The organism is Phytohabitans aurantiacus, from assembly GCF_027923225.1.
Classification (GTDB): Bacteria; Actinomycetota; Actinomycetes; order Mycobacteriales; family Micromonosporaceae; genus Phytohabitans; species Phytohabitans aurantiacus.
This window is the reverse complement of record NZ_BSDI01000072.1, coordinates 1-18,453: the sequence shown is the minus strand read 5'-3', so window position 1 is coordinate 18,453 and position 18,453 is coordinate 1. Positions and strand designations below refer to the sequence as shown.

12 protein-coding genes and 1 pseudogene are annotated in these 18,453 nt (G+C 65.8%); 7 read left to right on the top strand and 6 right to left on the bottom strand.

Translation table 11 applies throughout. The features are described 5' to 3' along the window. The first annotated feature begins 59 nt into the window (after window positions 1-59). Window positions 60-365, top strand: a complete 306-nt coding sequence (locus QMG73_RS40825) for a hypothetical protein (protein WP_281904717.1) — start codon at window positions 60-62, stop codon at window positions 363-365. Next, window positions 362-3,760, top strand: coding sequence for an NB-ARC domain-containing protein (locus QMG73_RS40820; RefSeq protein ID WP_281904716.1), 3,399 nt, complete (start codon window positions 362-364; stop codon window positions 3,758-3,760). Before QMG73_RS40825 ends, QMG73_RS40820 begins: the two co-directional genes overlap by 4 nt. A 189-nt stretch (window positions 3,761-3,949) precedes the next feature. Here the strand turns inward: QMG73_RS40820 and QMG73_RS40815 are convergent, their stop codons facing one another. Both QMG73_RS40815 and QMG73_RS40810 read right to left on the bottom strand, forming a co-directional pair. Then, window positions 3,950-4,528, bottom strand: a complete 579-nt coding sequence (locus QMG73_RS40815) for an integrase core domain-containing protein (protein WP_281904714.1) — start codon at window positions 4,526-4,528, stop codon at window positions 3,950-3,952. 96 nt (window positions 4,529-4,624) lie between these two features. Continuing rightward, a complete protein-coding gene (locus tag QMG73_RS40810; RefSeq protein WP_281904712.1) occupies window positions 4,625-5,011 on the bottom strand; it encodes a hypothetical protein in 387 nt (128 codons plus the stop codon). Between the two features lie 83 nt (window positions 5,012-5,094). Here QMG73_RS40810 and QMG73_RS40805 point away from each other — a divergent pair. Then, a pseudogene (locus tag QMG73_RS40805) lies at window positions 5,095-5,343 on the top strand (transposase); the annotation flags it as partial. Window positions 5,344-5,704: 361 nt separating this feature from the next. Next, window positions 5,705-7,033, top strand: coding sequence for an erythromycin esterase family protein (locus QMG73_RS40800; protein WP_456107262.1), 1,329 nt, complete (start codon window positions 5,705-5,707; stop codon window positions 7,031-7,033). A 487-nt stretch (window positions 7,034-7,520) separates the two neighbouring features. On the opposite strand, the gene QMG73_RS40795 is transcribed toward QMG73_RS40800, so the two are convergent. Further along, complete coding sequence (locus tag QMG73_RS40795; RefSeq protein ID WP_281904708.1) at window positions 7,521-8,171, bottom strand: hypothetical protein; 651 nt, start codon at window positions 8,169-8,171, stop codon at window positions 7,521-7,523. Window positions 8,172-8,315: 144 nt separating this feature from the next. Between QMG73_RS40795 and QMG73_RS40790 the strand changes: the two genes are divergently transcribed. Then, window positions 8,316-8,606, top strand: coding sequence for a hypothetical protein (locus tag QMG73_RS40790; protein WP_281904706.1), 291 nt, complete (start codon window positions 8,316-8,318; stop codon window positions 8,604-8,606). 1,544 nt (window positions 8,607-10,150) lie between these two features. On the opposite strand, the gene QMG73_RS40785 is transcribed toward QMG73_RS40790, so the two are convergent. Then, window positions 10,151-10,642 (bottom strand): MFS transporter, encoded by a 492-nt coding sequence (locus tag QMG73_RS40785; RefSeq protein WP_281904704.1) that lies wholly within the window; start codon window positions 10,640-10,642, stop codon window positions 10,151-10,153. Window positions 10,643-10,720: 78 nt separating this feature from the next. Between QMG73_RS40785 and QMG73_RS40780 the strand changes: the two genes are divergently transcribed. Next, window positions 10,721-11,188, top strand: coding sequence for a helix-turn-helix domain-containing protein (locus tag QMG73_RS40780; RefSeq protein ID WP_281904703.1), 468 nt, complete (start codon window positions 10,721-10,723; stop codon window positions 11,186-11,188). A gap of 1,036 nt (window positions 11,189-12,224) precedes the next feature. On the opposite strand, the gene QMG73_RS40775 is transcribed toward QMG73_RS40780, so the two are convergent. After that, window positions 12,225-13,601 carry a chymotrypsin family serine protease gene (locus QMG73_RS40775; RefSeq protein WP_281904702.1) on the bottom strand — a complete coding sequence of 459 codons (1,377 nt, stop codon included), beginning with the start codon at window positions 13,599-13,601 and terminating at the stop codon, window positions 12,225-12,227. Window positions 13,602-13,802: 201 nt separating this feature from the next. On the opposite strand from QMG73_RS40775, the gene QMG73_RS40770 reads away from it, so the two are divergent. Continuing rightward, entirely contained in the window at window positions 13,803-17,048 is a 3,246-nt protein-coding gene (locus QMG73_RS40770; protein ID WP_281904701.1) for an AfsR/SARP family transcriptional regulator, read from the top strand. Between the two features lie 175 nt (window positions 17,049-17,223). Here the strand turns inward: QMG73_RS40770 and QMG73_RS40765 are convergent. Next, window positions 17,224-18,453 (bottom strand): group II intron reverse transcriptase/maturase (locus QMG73_RS40765; protein WP_281904699.1); only part of this gene is annotated, 1,230 nt, incomplete at its 5' end.

Below are 18,453 nucleotides of genomic sequence, written 5' to 3'. Positions count from 1 at the left end.
GGCTTCAGGCACGAGCGGGCTTAGTCGCGCTTTTCACGAGGGCTGGGCGCCGGACGGACGTGATCGCCCGCTGGAGCGACGAGACCGCCACCGCTATCGAGGCCGCCTCGCCGGCTGACCGCGACGCGGAACGGCAGAGGTTGGCTATGGTGTGGGTTAACCGCCTCAAGGATCTGCTTGAGGAACATCCGGAGTTGCAAGCGGCGCTACGAGCGTGGGCCGACCAGATACGGCAGGACCTGCCTGCGGTCCAACAGACTTGGGTGCAGCACTTCGTCGCCAGCGATCATGCCAACCAGTACAACGCACCGCACGGAGCGATCACAGTACATCATCATGGCGCGATGAGGCCGGAGGGGCAGTGACTGCGGCGTCCGGCGAGAGCGGATTGACATCCGCATTCCTCGCCCAAGGTGACGCAGCACAATACAACGCGCCGAGCGGCACTATTGAGATTCACCACTACCAATCAACGACTCAGCGTCGACGCCCATGGATGACGCCGGCTCTGAGCAGACGGCCGATCGACCGTCCCGAACTCACCGCAGCCCTCTTAAATAAGCTGGCTGGCCGGCCGGGTGGCACTGTCGCCGTTACGACGGCTCTGCACGGCGCCGGCGGCTTTGGCAAGACAACGCTGGCCTCTTACGTCTGTTCTCGGTCCGAGGTCCGTGAGCTGTTCCCCGGAGGGCTTTTATGGATCACTATTGGCCAGGATCGGCACGGACCTGATCTGGCCAGCGCGATCAATGATCTGTGCGAGCATTTGACCGGTACGCGTCCCGGTTTCGTCGACCCCGAGCAGGCGGGCCACAATCTTGGTGCACTCCTGGAGGATGGACCACCGACGCTTCTAGTCATCGACGATGTGTGGGACGACAACCAGCTTCGGCCACTTTTGGTAGGCGGACGACAATGCATCCGGCTGATTACCACCCGCATACCTGGGCTCATTCCCGATGACGCCGACCTGGTTCACGTTGATCAGATGGAACAGCAAGAGTCCGAGGCCCTGCTGAGTGTGGGCCTTCCGGGCATCCCGTGGCGACAGCAACGGCAACTCCTGGAGATCACCGGACGTTGGCCCCTACTCCTGGCGCTTGCGAACGGCGCTCTCCGACGAGCCGTCCGCAACGGCACCGACGCCGGGTCGGCCGCTCAGGAACTCGTCGACCGGCTAGCCCACCAAGGCCCGACCGCGCTTGATGTTCGCGTCGTGCACGGTCGGGATCGTGCCGTCGAGGCCACCATGGCGGTAAGCCTGGCTTTATTGGATCCGCGGGACCGCGAACGCTACCTGGAACTGGCTATCTTTGCGGAGGACGTGGACATACCCCAAGGCACGCTTGCAATGCTGTGGCAGCAGACTGGACCACTGCCCGGCTCGGACATGACGCGCTTGATGGAGGACCTCGCTGACCTATCGCTACTTGCGGCGTACCAGCGGACAGAACAAACCATACGTCTGCATGACGTGCTTCGGCTGTACCTACGTCATCGGTGCGGTGCCGACAGGCTCGAGACGCTGAATCAGACTTTGCTCGACGCCGCCCAGCACATTCTGGAACCGGAGGAGCGACAGGTAAGTGACCCCTTGGTCAAATCCTGGTGGCGAATGCCCCCGGACCAGGACTACCTTTGGCAACACTTGTGCTACCACCTTGCGGAGGCTGGCGAAGTCGACCAACTGGCCATGCTGGTCGCGGATCTACGGTGGGCGGCGGAGAAGAGTCGACGTTATGACGTCGCTGCGGTTGAGGTTGACTTGGCGCGCGTCGATAGTGAGGTGGCACGCGAGCTGCGCAGCGCGCTGGCTCGTGAGGCACATGTCCTCGGCCGGCTGTCGCCGGCATACTCGCACGGGGATCTGATTATCAGCCGGTTGCAGGGCGGCCAGCACACCAGGAAGTTGGTTGAGCAATATCGAAAGGAATTCTCTGCGCAACAGCTGCGAATTGAGAATTATTGGCCGCTACCCGACCATCATGAGTCGCTGCGTCGCGTCTTTGTGGGCCACAGCACCGCGCTGGTCGGCTGCGCTATTTCCCCCGATGGCGGTAGCATCGCTACCTGCGGCCTGGACAACACGATCCGAGTGTGGAGTCGCAGTACCGGTCAACAGCGCTTCCAGTTGAGCGGACACACCGACGCGGTCACCGATTGTACGTTTTCGCCCGACGGCCTCATGATCTGTAGTGCGAGCCGCGACGGGACGATCCGGATCTGGGACGCAATCGCGAGAAAGCTTCGATTCACACTCACCGGCCACGTCGGGTCGGCGAACGCCTGCGTGTTCGGTCCAGATGGCACGTCCATCGTTAGCGTCGGGGACGACGGTTCGGCGAGACATTGGGAAGTCACGACGGGAAGACAGATAAGGGAACTCCAGATCGACGCCGAACCGGTACTGGCATGCGCGATCGGCCCCGACGAGGCCTGGATCGTCACGACGGGCGCCGACGGTCGGATGCGCAAGTGGGAGATCGCAACCAGCACATGGCTACAGACCGTGCGCGCACATCTTGGCCGCGCGACGACCTGTGTCGTCTCGCCCGACGGAGCAACAATCATTACCGGCGGACAGGACAACGTGGTGCGGGTCTGGGATGCGATCAACCTCCGCCTAACGTTCGAGTTCACCGGCCATACAGCACCGATCAACGAGTGCGCAGTATCGCCGGACGGAAGATGGCTGGCTAGCGTCAGCGATGACCAGACCGTACGGGTCTGGGATCTGCACAACCGTCGGCCACATAGTGTTCTCCAGGGGCACAGTTGGTGGGTGTCCAGTTGCTCCTTCAGCAGCGACGGAAGCCGAATTCTCTCCAGTAGCTGGGACCAGACGGCGCGACTCTGGAGGCTCGATAGCGAATCTCGGGATGGTACCTCCGACGCCCGCCGTGCCAGAACCACCTCCTGTTCCGCCACCGCAGACTCCGCGGCGTTCATCACCGGTGGACGTGACGGCACTGCCCGTGTCTGGTCGGTTTCCGAGCCCCAACGGAGCCGAGTGCTCGACGACGGACACGGCGGCGCGGTCCTTGCGTGTGACATCACTTCGGACGGACGCCTTGCTGTCACCGCAGGTTTAGATCATCGGGCCCGAATCTGGAATGTCGAATCTCGTTCACTGTTACACGTGCTCGAAGGCCACACGATGCCCATCGAAGGATGTTGCTTCGCACCCGACACCACGATGGTCGTCACTGCCTCACAGGACGGAACCGCGATAGTGTGGCGGCTGCCCCAAGCCGAGCAGGTTGCCGTGCTCGCCGGTCACAGCAACTGGGTCAGCTCCTGCTCGTTCTCTCGCAGCGGCGACCTAATCGCCACGACAAGCTGGGATCGCACGACGCGCTTATGGAAGCCGTCTGGTGAGCTCCTCGCCGTCCTAGACCAGCACGACTCTCCGGTATTGTGTTGTACGTTCTCGCCAGACGACAGGTACTTGGTGACCGGCGGCGACGATGGCACCGCCCGAGTGCAAGAGATTCGATCGACCACCATTAACACCCGGGTCGGCGTATTCTCTGGGCATGCGCGGGCTGTTACATGTTGTGCCGTATCGCCGGACCAACGCTGGTTAGTGACCGGGAGCAAGGATGCGACGCTTCGAGTGTGGAGCATGAGTTCAGGCATCAACGTTGCATCGATGCGGATCGCGTGCGAGGTCCAAGGGGTTTGCTGGTGCACATCAGATACCTTTTGCGCGGTCGGCGACAGTGGCCTACACGTGTTTCGGTACTTGCCGCCGCAGTGATGGCCGAGCGACTGGTGAATCCGCAGTCGAACCCGTTCACCGCCCCCAGGGCCAAGCCCCGCCCACGGCGGTACGGCCACCGCGACACGTCGCAACGGGCCGTCGAACAGCGGAAACCCGGCTTGGCGGAGCCGACCGTGTACCGTGCCAAAACCCTGCGCGGCAGGTCACGGGCGACGATGCGCCTGGTCACGCCGCTCGCCGATACTCGTTGATCAGACCACCCAGCACTCGTCTTCGATGGATCGACGTGTTCAGGTCGATCACCCGCTCTGGCTCGTTCAGCGGCGGACGCTGCGCGAGGCTCTGATGCGGACGGTGTTCGTTGAAATGCCGCACATAGTCGGTCAGCACCTGGTGGGCGTGGCGTTCGTTGTAGAGCAACACGTGGTCGGTGCACTCCTGCCGGACACTGCGCACGAACCGCTCCGCGAAGCAGTTCGCCCGCGGCGTACGCGGCGGCGTCTTGACCACCCGCACACCTTCACCAGCAACCACCGCATCGAACGCGCGCGTGAACTTCGCATCCCAACCCCGGACCAGAAACCGCAACAACGCGGTCCGCTCCCCCAGGTCGAAGACCAAGTTTCGGGCCTGCTGCACGCTCCACTCCCCCGTCGGATGCGCGGTAACGCCGACCAAGTGCACCCTGCGGGTCACCACCTCCATCACGAACAGCACATAGATTCGGCGAAGCACGATCGTGTCAAGATGGAAGAAGTCACAGGCCAACAATCCCTTCGCCCGGCACGCAAGAACCGCCGCCAACCCGTGTCAGCTCCCCGTCGCGCCGGACCCATACCCCGGTCAGCCAGGATCCGGCGGACCGTGCCGACACCAACCCGATACCCCAAGCCGACCAGTTCACCCCGAATCCTCCAGTACCCCCCATCCAGGGTTGTCCCGCGCCAGCCGTAGCACCAGATCCCGGACCTCCTGGCTGACCGGCGGACGGCCCGGCCGGCTCGGATACGTCCACCTCCACGCAACCAGCCGCCGGTACCAGCCCAGCAAAGTGCCCGGGGCGACCAGACGATAGGCACGCAACCACGTCGGCAACACCCGCGTCAGCGCGGAGATCACCGCCCGATCCGACCACTCCAACCGCGGCTTGCCAGCCTGACGGCGCAGCACCGCGACCTCATGACGAAGCACCAGCAACTCCGCCGTCTTCGCCGCATCACCACGCGTCAGCAAGACCAGCCAACCCAAGACCTGAACCAGCGCCAGGTACACCAGCCGGAACACCACCCCGGCATCATCCACCCAGACGGCAAACCGCAGCTCACCTACGGTGCGACGAGTTCTGGCACGGTACAGGCCTACCCGGCCACCGCTCCGCCGCGATGCGCCAACTGATCGCATCCCGATCCTGGCTACGGGCCTACGTCCTACCCGGCTACGCCCCCGAACTCAACCCCACCGAGAACGTCTGGTCAAACCTACGCCGCGGCCTGGCCAACCTCACCGCCGGCACCATCACCGACCTCGCCCGCACCGCCAAGAACCGCCTCAAACGCATGCAATACCGCCCCGGATTCGTCGACAACTTCCTCGCCGCCACAGGCCTCGCACCACCCTGACAACAACCTCACCACCGACAAATCCCAGACCCTGAATCATGAACCTCGGTAACGTGTCCGACCGAGTTTCACTCTGCCTACATGATTGTTCTGCGCCAAGAGCTGGTGTTGCCCTGATACGCGCCGCCGGAGGTTATTCACCGCCGGCGCGGCCCTGGCCGCCGCGGCGCGGCTCGACCGATGCAGGTTCCCGAGCTTTTGCACGGTACGGATTCCGCCGGAGGATGCCTGGATCACTTGACTGTCAGGTAGTGCTGTCACTACCTCGGATACGGGTAGTCGTGTCATTTCCCCTGCGCTCCGGCGCGGGCACGTTGGTGGATGTTCGTATTCCATTTCAGAAACACCATCTGGGGGATCGATGGCATCCTTGTCAATACGACGTCCGTTGCTGGGTTTGGCTTCGCTTTGCCTGGCGGCGGTGGTGGTCGTCGCGCAGCCGGTCGCGGCGCACGGCCACACGGATGATCCCGTCGCCGCGCTCGGCCGGGACGCGCGACCGCTGCACAGCCTGGAGCCGCACGGGGATCTGCGCGACCTGCGGCCGTTGGGCGGGATGGTCGGCGACGCCACCGTGGTGGGGCTCGGTGAGGCCACCCACAACTCCCGCGAGTTCTTCACCATGAAGCATCGGGTCTTCCGTTACCTGGTGGAGGAGAAGGGGTTCACCACGTTCGCATTGGAGACCGGCTGGAGCGGAGGCATCCGGCTGAACGAGTATGTGCTGTACGGGAAGGGCGACCCGGACCAGATCATGCGTGAGGAGTTCCAAGGCGCCTACCAGTTCTGGCGCACCACCGAGTACCGGGATCTCATCGCGTGGATGCGCGACTACAACGCCCGGTACGGTCCGCGGCTACAGTTCATGGGCAACGACCTCGGGTATGCCGGCCCGGAACTGTTCGATNGGGTCACCGGCTACGTCCGCGAACACCATCCCAGCCTGCTGCCGCAGTTTCAGGACGCGTACCGGGACGTGCGTCCCGCGACCGACGCCGGGACCTGGATGGCAACCTATCCCGGGCGGCCTTTGGCACAGCGGCAGGCTTCCGCGGCGAAGGCACAGCGGGCACTGGACGCGTTGGCGGCCGTGAGCCCAGGCACGACGCGTCACATGTGGACGGTCCAGCACGCGCGAGCCATCGCCCAAGTGGCGATCCTGTACGCGTTCGACCTGGACGATCCGGCGCAGGTGGCGCCCGCCATGCGCTACCGGGACCAGGTCATGGCCGACAACACAGCTTGGTGGCACGAGCAGACCGGTGCGAAGATTCTGCTCTCCGCCCACAACGCGCACGTGGGGTACGTGTCGGCCGATCCTGAACAGTATCCACGGATGCAAGGCGCCTTCCTGCGCGACCGGATGGGCGCCCGCTACATCAGCATCGGCTTCACGTTCGACAGCGGCTCCTTCAACGCACAGGACGAGAACGACGAGATGGGCACGTTCACGGTCGGCCCGGCGGCACCCGGCAGCAACGAGTACACATTGGACAAAGTGCCTCCGCGCGACTACCTGCTCGACATGCGCGGCCTCACCGCGCAGGCACGGGCCTGGCTGCGAGAGTCCCGGCCGACCCGCTCGATCGGAACAGGCTGGCCCGAGTCCGACAAACTGATCTCACTCGGGAAGACTTACGACATCCTGATCCACCTCCACCACATCCGGGCAGCGCGCCTGCTCGGCTGACCCGCCAACGATCGCTTTCACCGGGAACTGGCGCCAGCGGCTCATGACCCACTGACGACAGGTCGAGCAAACCCGGTGAGGGTTCGATCGTGCGCCGCTGATTGCATGGCCGCATCGGACTGGTGACACGCGTCGACTGATGGTTCTTCCGCACGCCGGTCCCCACCGGCCAACGCCCCCCGGCACCGACCGCGGCTACCTGCTGCGATGGGACCTGCGTGACGGCAGCCGACTGGCGAAGATCGCCGCCCACGACGGCTACGTCCGCGACGTCGCGATAAGCACCCACCCGCCACAGGCATTGCTCAGCATCGGCGGCCAAGACCACACACCGTGTCCTTTCATGACCTCGATGGCTGCGGTGCACCGACGCCGCAGCCGTATCCCCGGCACCTGGGCGGCCGTGGCTGGACCCAGCCTGGACGGACAACGCCGTGCGGTACCGGTCGACGAAGACGGCCGGAGGCGAGACCGCCAAACGCGCGGGTTACGGGCCGCCGGTCCAGGGCTCTCCAACGCCCGCGCGTACCGCTGCGCGCCCCGGCGGTAGGTCAAGGACGTCGATCAGGCTGGGGTCCTCGTCGACGGCGTGGTGCAGGTGTCCGACCTTGCCGGTACTGCCGTCGGCGTCGGAAGCGCCGATCAACTGCCAGATCCCACCGTCCGCGTCGTGACTGACCAGCAGGACAGGCTCGCGGCGTTCGAAGACCTCGACCGTCTGGACGCAGATGGTGCCCAGCAACCAGTGCCGCATCCACCATGCTCGTCGATCGTGCCGCATGAGGTGGTCGGTGACCCACCAGACGAACGGCAGATCCTCGTGGACGCGCGCCTGGTCCGCGGTCAGGTCCGGACCGCCCTGCGGGACCCGCTCAAACGGTTCGTCGGTGAGCGAGAACGCGTGGCCGTCCTCGTTCGCGAAGACAAGGGCGTGGAACGTGCCACCGCCGGGATTGCCGGCACCGATCCCGATAGACAACCGGGCGACGTGCGGACCCGAGCCAGTGGTCCAGCCAAACGCGTACGACGCCAGCTCGCCACGCGGCCCAACGAACTCGCCAAAGGCACGCCGGTCCTGGCCCGCAACACCGGCCGTCGCCACCTCGATGAGCGCACCCTCCAACACCTGGATAGCCACCCGGGCAAGCTACAGTAGCTGATCACGCTCCAGGGCCGACGGCCAGCCACCGTTTGCCGAGCACTATCGGGCGGCATGAGAGTAGGCCGTCAGATCTCCGTGGCGTGGGGGCGGCGAACCAAGACAAGCGTCATGGATCATGGCGTGATGCAGCACCCGATTCGCACCCGGATGAGGGTCGTACGCCAGATGCTGAACGAGTGGGACTTCATCGGTGTTGGGAAGTTCTACACCGGCGACGACGAGTACGACTGCCTGCTCGGGCCGTTGCTGGCGAGGTTCGCCTCCGGGGCGAACGTTGATGATGTCGTGGGCTTCCTACGTGAGGAGATCGAGGGCCACTTCGGTCTTGAGCTGACCGATACAGAGATCGCCACGTTCGCCGTCAGGACGGTGGCTTGGTGGCAAGACGAAGAATCGCGGTCGACGGCGTAAGCCGTTGCAGGGCCGGCGCCGCACACCCGGATCGCGACAGAAGAGGATGCTGGTCAGCCTTCTGTGCCGCTCGCTCATACCGCACATCATGGCGCTTGCTGAGACCTCGACGATTGGACCGACTGAGACGCAGTAGGCTACGCGCTGGGCCGGATCCTCGGACTGTTCCAGGACGCAGACCGTCTCCGCGTCAAGCACATCTTCTGGACAGACAACCAGTGCGGCAACGCCTCCTACCCTCGGGCCGGTTCGCCGCTAAGCCCGCCGACTCCGCCGACGCCAGATGAGTAGACCCGTGACGACGGCCCCGATGATGGCGAGAACCGTCCATTCACCGGCGAGGGTCGAATCGGGCAAAGGCGCCAGTGACGTCGAGTCGGGTTCGCGCTCGTCTTTCGCAGCCGTCGTATCCATGCCGCACAGAGTACCGCGATAGATCCACATTCGAGCTACCGCGACGGCCGTCACGGCTCAGGCCCGTGGCTCCCGCGACCTCACTCTCCGCGTCGTCCGTCGGTGCCGGATCGTCGTCACCGAGCAGAAACCGAACCGTGAACCCATCAAGCGCCACCACCAGATACGGACCGTCACGCCGAGCCGACGCCACCAACCCCGCTACCTGTTCCTCCACGGCCACCATTGTGCCGACGCCGATCCCAGATCCAACGCCGATCAGCGACCGCGAGGTGCGCACGTGCAGCAGGATCAACACACTGACATCGGCAGATCAGGTGCGCCACGAGGCGCCTTGTTGTATCCCCGGTGCAGCCGGGAGGAACTCGGAGGGAGGTTCCTGGGTCTGATGGCTTACCTGGATCCGAAAGGTGAAGGGGACCAGAGCATGCCAGGAAAGCGGTGGCCGTGCCCAGGCGTACGGGGTGCGGGGTGCCGCGGGACCCGCGGAATATGGTGAAAGCTGGATTGCTTGAAGCCCAATCTCCAGCAGATGCAAGCCGACATCCACCGGAAAGACGTCTGGACCGGTGCCGTGTCCTGCGTTGGTATCGCTGATTTGCCGACGCAACCTCCGGAGCACGGAGCGATGCCCAGTGAGGGCATTCAAGGAGATGAGTGGGCCACCTACGTTCCGCTCGACACGTACGACAAGGACGAACGTGGGATCGCCTACGGGACGCGAGTCCTATGGCGACGGAGGCCTGGTAGTAGTCGCAGGAGTCACGACCTGCCAAGGAGTCCGGGAGAGCCGGACACAGGGCGAAGCAGGCCAGGTGACCGGGCGTCACCACCCGGGAGGTAGGCGAAATGCCGAACGCCGAGCCGGACCGTGATGCCCCTGCGTAGGCCCGGTCGTTGACCGGTTCTACGTGATGGTCGCTGGAGAGCCCGTTGCTGGGACAACTGGCACGGCGGGTTCGGGCCGGGGGCCGCTGGAAAAGGACCCGCACGGGCACCTCGCCAGCGGCCTACCGGTGCCATGTGTTGACGCACAGGCGATGTGTCGAAGAGTGTTGGTCGCTATGGAAGTGGCGCTACCCGTGCGCTCGGACGCAAGTTCCTGGCCGGTGGACGGTTGTTGGTGGTTCCTACCCGGACACGGTCGGGTTCTGGTCGGGATGTGCACGTAACCGGCGGACCTCAGCGATGAGTTTGGGTACGTCGGTGCGGGCGTGTGCGATGAAGTCCAGGTCGGCGTCCAGTTGGGTGTGGGGACTGACCGGGTTGTCGGGCGCGTAGGTGAGGAAGAGTTCGTTGTCGCTGTCTTGGCGGGGGTTGAGATCGATACAGCTCGCGCCGCCGGTGCCCCACCGCGTCTCCAGCCGCGGCTCCCACGGCCCCGGTGTCGCCAGCATGGCACTTCGTCGGTCCCACCGGTCAGCGAGAACACCGGCAATCGGGCCAAGCAGCACCGAGGGTAAGAACTCCGCAGCTAGCGTCAGACCAGTCGCCACCAGCGAGCCCGTCAGCGCGAAGACATAGGCGGGAACCGCCACGATCAGCAGCCATGAGCCAAGCAGGCTGACCAGCCGAGCGAGCCACAGCAGGCGGAAGTCACGCAAACGCAGCGCTTCGATCACTCCACTCCTCCTCCAACTGTCTCCCCAGAATAGGTATCCCGATACCTATTCTGGGGAGACATGAGGGGAGGACGCCCGGTGGACAAACAGGAGCTAGGACGACGCCTGCGTGCACTGCGGGCAGCGAGCGGACGCACCGTGGCAGCGGTAGCCACCGAGGCCGGACTGTCTGTGCCCTACGTAGCGAACCTGGAGAACGGCCGCGGCAATCCGACCATGGACGCAGTGAACCGGATTGCTGGAGCCCTGGGTACGCGGGCAAGGGTCGAGTTCATGGACGACAACACAGTCGAGGCCGAGCCGGTTACCGTACCTCTGTCCTCCGCCGTCGTACGCGTGGGCCGCACCTCCCGTTTCCGCAGAGACTGCCTGCTCATCTCTGAAACGCTCGCCGAAGACCCGGTCACAACCGCGGCACGGCTCCTCGAACTACTTGCCCGCATCGCGCGGATCACCAACCACGACCTCAAGGAAGCGGACTACTTCCGGCTGCTAGACGCAGTTGTCCTGGTGGCCCTACATCCTGCCCCGGCCGAGGACGCATGACGTCTTCTGCGACGAGCAGTAGTGCGTCGTTCCTTAAATTGTGTATGTCGCTTGCAGCAGGCGGTAGATGGGCCACGGGTCGTCGCCTGCTGTTCGGTCTGTCCGTACCGGAAGCACGGGCGGCCGCCGTCAACCGGCAGCTGGGTACTCGGACCTGTCTGGCCGCTGAGCAGCCGCCGAGCTGGCAATGCCCGCACCAGGACCACTGGCGCGATCTAGACGAACAAGCGTGCGAGGCACAACTCTTAACCATCCTGGCTACCCACGGCTACGACACGTCGAACGAGCCGTCCGCACCTGGCCACACCCGATCAGCGGCCTGGTGAGGACGGCGTGGTCGTGTTTGCGGATGCCGACCACGCCGTCGGCAAGATCATATCGGCAAAGTCGGCGCCGGATCTCTTCGAGGACTGGGGAGCGCCCACCCACTGCTCAGGCTCGATCGCTACGCCTCCAAGCCCCTTACCGACACCGCCGCGAACCATGAAGCTCAACAACGTTGAGTGTTGTACGGCACCAAGACCACCAGGCCAAACACCGGACCCTCTACCAGGTCGTGCCGGGCGCGCAGCCGCAGTCGGTGACCACGGTCGTCCCCTGCTGCTCGCGGCAGGACTTCTCAGCGCTCAGCCCAGGTCTTCTCCCCGACCCGACCAAAGCCAGCACCGGGTAGGCCGCCGCCAGCCAACGATTAGTGCACGTGACCGGCTACGGCAGGGAGACCCTCTGCCGACGACCCGGACCGCCGCGGTACGCGCCCGCCTGCACCCAGCTCAGGCATCATCCTGTACGCCCAGCCACCACTGGCACCCGGCGAGCTGACCCTGGCACATATTTGTCGACACCGCCGGCAGGTTCCGCGGCGACCCGGCGACTGGCGGTGCGATCGGACGATCGAGGAATCCGCCGGCGGTGTGCTGCGATACGACCACCTCGACAGCGAACCAGCGCTGCAGAGCTGGCTCAACCGCCCGAAGCGCACATCAGGTCGGCTTCTACCCCACGCGGGCATCCACCGACCTGACCGCGATCCACCTTAGCGGGTGTCGATGCGCAGTACGCCGGCTCCCGCGTAGGCGTCCCAGAAGGCGTTGATGTCCGGGAAGGCGCCGAACCAGGATGATCCGGTGGCCCTACGGCAGTCGGGCCCGCCAGGGTAAGGAAGGGTAGCCGATGACTGAATGCCCACGGCGGTCCGAATTCCCCCAGACGGCCGGTACCACAGGCCACCGCTGTCGCCTCGACAGGCCCGCACACTCCATACCTCGGGCATCGCGAAAGTGCCCGACGCGGCCGAGAACAGCGGCCCGCAGTTCGCACCCTCGTTACTCCACATCGCGTTCATGCAGAGGCTCTGCCCGACCATGTTGGACAGTTGGGTGAACGTGGTGATGGCACCGTCGATCTCCACCGCCGTGGTGGGGTCAATGCCGTTGAACATCCATCCCTGGCTGAAGCTCTTCCAGTAGGTGCTGTCGATCCGGATGCGACCGACATCGATGAAAGGGTAATCATGCTGGCAGGCCACCGGGAAGTCCTGGGGGCAGGCCGTTTCCCGCATGGGGCCGATGTCCTGCTCGCCGTGACGCCAGCACTGCGACGCGACGCTGCAACTGGTGTGTACGGCCGTGCCCGCGCAGTGCCCGGCCGTGATGACCCACCGGCTCGTGCCGTCCGCGGATGTCGCGGTCGCCCCGAGCGAGCAGACGTTGACATCCGACGCGTCGCTTCGGTGCCGTAGGTTGATGCCGGCCCTGATAGGTCCACCGCAGTTCCAACGATCGATACAGGCGGTCGGCTCGGCTGCCGGAGCGGCCCGGCGCTGCCCGTACCTGACCACGCCGCCCGGCACCGGCATGGACCCCGGATCGTCGACCTCGACCACCACCGCGTTGCCCGGGACGTCCAGTCGGGCATCGGTGGCGGCCTGAGGGCCGAGCTTCGGATGCCGCCCGTACCGGATGGCGGTGAACTCCTCGACCAGGCGTCCCAGTGTGTGCCGCACCACCTGCGTATTCGCCCGCACCCCAGCGGCGGCCGCCGCGGTGGCGTACTCGGTGGCGGCCTGTGCGGTGGTCGCCTGAAGGTGCTGTGTGTCGGTAGCCAGGTCATACCAGGTCCCGCCGAACGTGTCCGCGTGCTCGCTGGACAGGCGCTCGACGAGTTCGGTCCGTCGACCTTGGCCGGCTGCCCGCTGCCGGATCTCGGCGACGGTGATGGTGGGGTTGGCTGCCCGATAGCCTTGTACCAGGTCCTCGAACTCGGGCATCGCCATGGTCGCCGCATCCAGCGGATGCGACCCCTTCTCCGGCGGCGCCGCGTCGGCACCGCCTGCGCCGGACAACACCGAGGTGGCCAACACCGCCACCATCGACGTCGCCACGGCCGCCGTTCTATGCCAGATTGTTCGCACAGTCTCCCCCTTCTGCCGCGATCAGGTACATAGAGCGTTCAGGTCCCGCTGTCCACATAGGCTGCGAGGCCCAAGGCGCAAAGGGTGCGCGGGTACGGTCGGCAGTTGACCCGACAGCCCGGTCGGCAGGTAGACCGACGGTCGTGGAACTTCGCCACGCGGCCGTAGGATCGATGGGTCATCGGTACATGGGGGTTGCTGATGGTGGAGATCCGCATTCTCGGCGAGGTGGTCCTCGACGGTCCACGCGGGCCGGTGGTGCCGCAGCGGGTCGGCGAGCGCCTGCTGCTCGCCGCTCTGGCGATCGAGGTGGGTCGCGTGGTTCCGGTCCAGCGGCTGCTTGATCTCATCGGTGAGAGCGGTGACATCGCCACCGGAACTCTGGTCGACTATGTCAGTGCAGTGCGTCGGGCGTTGACCGCGGCCGGTGGAAGCCGTGCGATGCTGCCGAACGCCCGCCGTAGCGGCGCGTACATCCTGGACGTCGATCCCGAGCACGTCGACTACCAGCGCCACCGCAAACTCGTCGCCGCCGCTCGCGCACATGCCGTCGCCGGGGAACACGCCGCGGCGGTCGAGGTCTACGAGCAGGCCCTCGCCCTGTGGACCGCGTCGCCCCTGGCCAACGTCCGCGGCGGTGGGGACGGACTGCGTCAACGGCTGCACGAGGAACGGCACACCACCGTCCACGAGCTACTCACTCAGCAGTTGCATGCCGGCGACCACCTTCGAACCCACACCACCGTGGCGCGGCTGCTGCACGAGGAGGTACCCACCGACCAGATGATCGTGCTGGGGTTGCACGCCCTGGCCCGGGCGGGCCGGCATGCCGATATTCCCGCCCTGCTGAGCCGTGCCGCCGAGCGTATGCACGCCATGGTCGGCGCCCGACCCGGCCAGCAGGTCCATCAGCTCGCTCAGCGGCTGCTCAGCGCGCCAGGCCAGTCACTGACGCTGCTGCCTACCGAGTCGGCTCCGCAATCGGGGCCGCGACGGGCGGCGCGGTTCACCTTGCCGGCCGACCCCATCGCGTTCACCGGACGCACCCAGGAGCTCGGCGCGATCACCGCCACCGTGACGAACGCGGCTCAGCGCGGTGGTGTGCTGGCCATCCACGCCATCGACGGCATGCCCGGCGTCGGCAAGAGCACGCTGGCCATACACGCGGCACACCAACTCACCGAACGATTCCCGGACCGGCAGGTGTTCGTCGACCTGCACGCCCACAGCTTCGACCAACCACCCACCGCCCCCACCGACGCCCTGGCCGATCTGCTCATCGCCGACGGCGTGGATCCCCGTCAACTGCCCGACAGCCTGGACGGGCGGGCCAGCATGTGGCGTGACCGCCTCGCGAACTCCCGCACCCTTATCCTCCTAGACAACGCCGCCAGTACCGCCCAGATCTCCCCGCTGGTGCCGGGCACCCCCGGCTGCCTGGTCCTGATCACCTCCCGGCGCCGCCTGGCCGACCTGACCGCGACCCACCTGTACCTGGACACACTGCCCGCGGACGACGCCATCACCATGTTTCTGCGCCTGGCGCCGCGTGCCAGCGGTCAGGTCGACGCGGTCAAGGCGGTGGTCGAGGTGTGCGGATACCTGCCGTTGGCGATCGCCATCACCGCCAGGCTCTACAGCCGACGACCTTCCTGGACCGTGCCGCAGCTGGTCGCGGAGATTCGGGGACGGCGGCTGACCGCTGCCGGTGAACACCACACCGTCAAAGCCGCGTTCGACCTGTCGTACCACCACCTGCCCGAATCCCGGCAACGCTTCTTCCGCCTGCTCGGCCTGCATCCGGGCGTCGACATCGACGGCTACGCCGCCGCCGCGCTCACCGGCGTCCCGTACGAGCAGGCGCTGCGAGAGCTGGACGACCTGTACAACGACCACCTGCTGGAGGAACCCTCCTACCGCCGCTACCGCATGCACGACCTGATCCGCGACTACAGCCACACACTGGCGACCACCCAGGACCCGCCCAAGGTCCGTGAACAGGCGATCAAACGGCTGCTGGACTACTACCACGACACCGCTGCCCGCGCCGACAAACGCCTCACCCGCTACACCCGTCCCGCCGCCGCACCGGCGACCGCATCGGCCGCCGCACCCGACCTCGACGACTGGGATGAGGCGGCGACCTGGCTACGCACCGAACGGCTCAACCTCCTGGCCTGCGTTCACCACACCACCACTCACCAATCGCACCCCCACACCGTCGGGCTCACCGCCGGCATCGCCGCCCTGCTCCACACCGACGGTCCCTGGAGTCTTGCCGCGGACCTGCATCACGCCGCCGCCACCGCCGCCCACGCACGCGGTGACCGGCACGCGCACGCCAACGCCCTGCACGACCTCGGGGTCTTGCGATGGCTGGTCGGGGACTATCCGTACGCCGATGGTCTGTTGGGCCGGGCCCAGAACCTGTATCAGGCTCTGGACGACCGGCTCGGCCAGGCCAACACCCTGTACGAACTGGGGATCGTGCGCCGGCTGACCGGAGACTATGCGGCGGCGAGGACCCTATTGAGACAGGCCCTGGACCTGTACCGAATTGTCGACGACCGGCTCGGGCAAGCCAACACCCTGCACGAACTGGGCGTCGCGTGTTGGCTGGTCGGGAAATATCCGTCGGCGGTGGACCTGTTGAGACGGGCCCTGAGCCTGTACCGCGCCCTCGACGACCGGGGCGGTCTCGCCAACACCCTGCACGAGCTGGGATTCGTGCGGCGGCTGACCTGCGACTATCAGGGCGCGACAGACCTGCTCGGGCAGGCCCGTGTCAACTATCAATCCCTTGACGACCGGCGTGGCCAGGCCAACACCCTCCGCGAGCTGGGGATCATACGAAGGCTGACCGGAGACTATCCGGGTGCGGCTGATCTGTTGGAGCAAGCCCTGAACACACACCGGACGATCGGCAACCGGCGAGGCGAAGCGATCACCATGCGGGAGCTCGGGATCCTGCGCAGGCTGACCGGAGACCTCGCTGGTGGAGCCGATCTGTCGGACCAAGCTCTGACCCTGTGCCGGGCTCTGGGAGACCGGCACGGTGAGGCACTCAGCCTGAGCGAGATGGGGCTACTACGGCACCTGGCCGGGGATCTGTCGGGCGCGAATGATCTGTTGGGGCAGGCCCGCGCCCTGTTCCGAACCATCGGCTCCCCACCCTGCGAGGCGAAGGTGTTGACCCGCCTGGGCGCGGTGCGGTACCTCACCGGCGACTACCACCACGCCCGGGATCTCCTCCAGCGGGCAGTCGCGATGCTCCGCGAGGCCGGCGCACTGGACGACGAGTCCGAAGCCCTCAACCACCTCGGCACCCTGCACCGACTCATCGAGCAGCCCGACCAGGCACGAGCACTACACCACCAAGCGCTCGCCATCGCGCGCGACATCCACCTGCCCGTCGAGGAGGCGCGCGCACTGGAAGGCCTCGGCTGAGGGCTGCCGATGCATCCGTGCGGTGACAGGCCGGGTAGGCCACGCGCATTGCTGCGCGTGGCCCCCCTCAGAGTGAAGTGGGCCGCCGGCGAGGTGCCCGTGGTTCGGGTCCTTTTCCGTCGGCCCCTTCCCGAACCGGACAGGCGAGCTTTCCCCGCATCCGGCTCTCCAGTGGTCATGTCCGGGTGATGGCTGTGGCCCGTCCAGCGTGGATGTCCTGGTGACATGCTTCGCAGACCACGAGGGTCTTACGTTTACGCATGGCCATCAGGCGTTTCCACGAAGGCCGCTCCGGCCGTCCTGGCTTGTCGAGATCGGCGAGTTTGCGGATGTGGTGGACTTGCAGCCCTATCCGCCCTTCGCATAGCTCGCACTGTCCGGCCAGGAGCCGATGGATCAGCTCGTTGCGTCGGACGGTGGCCATGATCGGCTTGTGGTCGGCGATGACGGCGGTGCGCTGTCGTTTGAGGGGGATCCCGTCGAAGCGGGCGACCAGCGGCTTTCTGCCTCGGTCTCGCTGCACGGTGACCTGGAAGCCAGCCCGGGGACCGTCGGGGGTGTCGATGCTCGCCTTGTACTTGCGGGCCATCTTCGTGACGGAGGACTTATGCTTCGCGGCCAGGGTCTTGAGCATCGAGGTCTCCATGACCCAGCGCAGCAACGCCAGGCGGAACACATCCTGGGCGAGGAGGTAGTACTGGACGAGCCCACGGTATTCCGACCCGTACTTCGCGACGATCGTGAAGTCATCATCATGCAGCAGCGGGCCCCGGAACGCGGGCTTTCCCTTGCTCATGTAGGCGGCGCACTTGCCCCGGATGACGTCTCGTGGCACGAACAGGCCGATCGCGGCGTTGACCGCCCGGCGACGCCGGGTGATCTTCGTATCGGCGTGTTGTGTCCTGATCTCGTAGCCGAGGAACCGCGCCGCCTGGCTGGTGGCGTGGGTGATCAACGTCTTGGACTCGGACAGTTCCAGCTTGAGGTCCTCACGCAGGAACGCCCGGATCTTCGACTTGATCTGTTCGGCTTCGCGCCGGGGACCGGCGAACCCGAGCAGGAAGTCATCGCAGTAGCGCACATATCGAAGCCGTCGATATCCCGGATCGTTCGGGTCCTGGCTCGGCAGGGTGCGGCGGTGACGCCGCAGCGCCCGCACCGCCTCCCGGTCACCGTGCCGTTTCGCCTTCGCGATCTGGTTCTCGACGCTTTGATACGCGGGGTGAGTACGGCGACGCCCGCCACGGTGGTACTCCGGAATCAGTTGCTGTTCAACGAACTGGTCGAACCGATCCAGATAGATGTTGGAAAGCTGGGGATTTAAGGATCTGTTTGTGATTTTTGTCGTGTTCGGGGGTGGGGGTCCACATAGGAGCGGTCGTCTTGGCATGATCCTTTCCGCCAA

What these genes read in the sequence shown, in the direction of transcription:
- QMG73_RS40770 (WP_281904701.1), top strand. Translation starts at nt 13,803, where the DNA reads ATGGTGGAGATCCGCATTCTCGGCGAGGTGGTCCTCGACGGTCCACGC.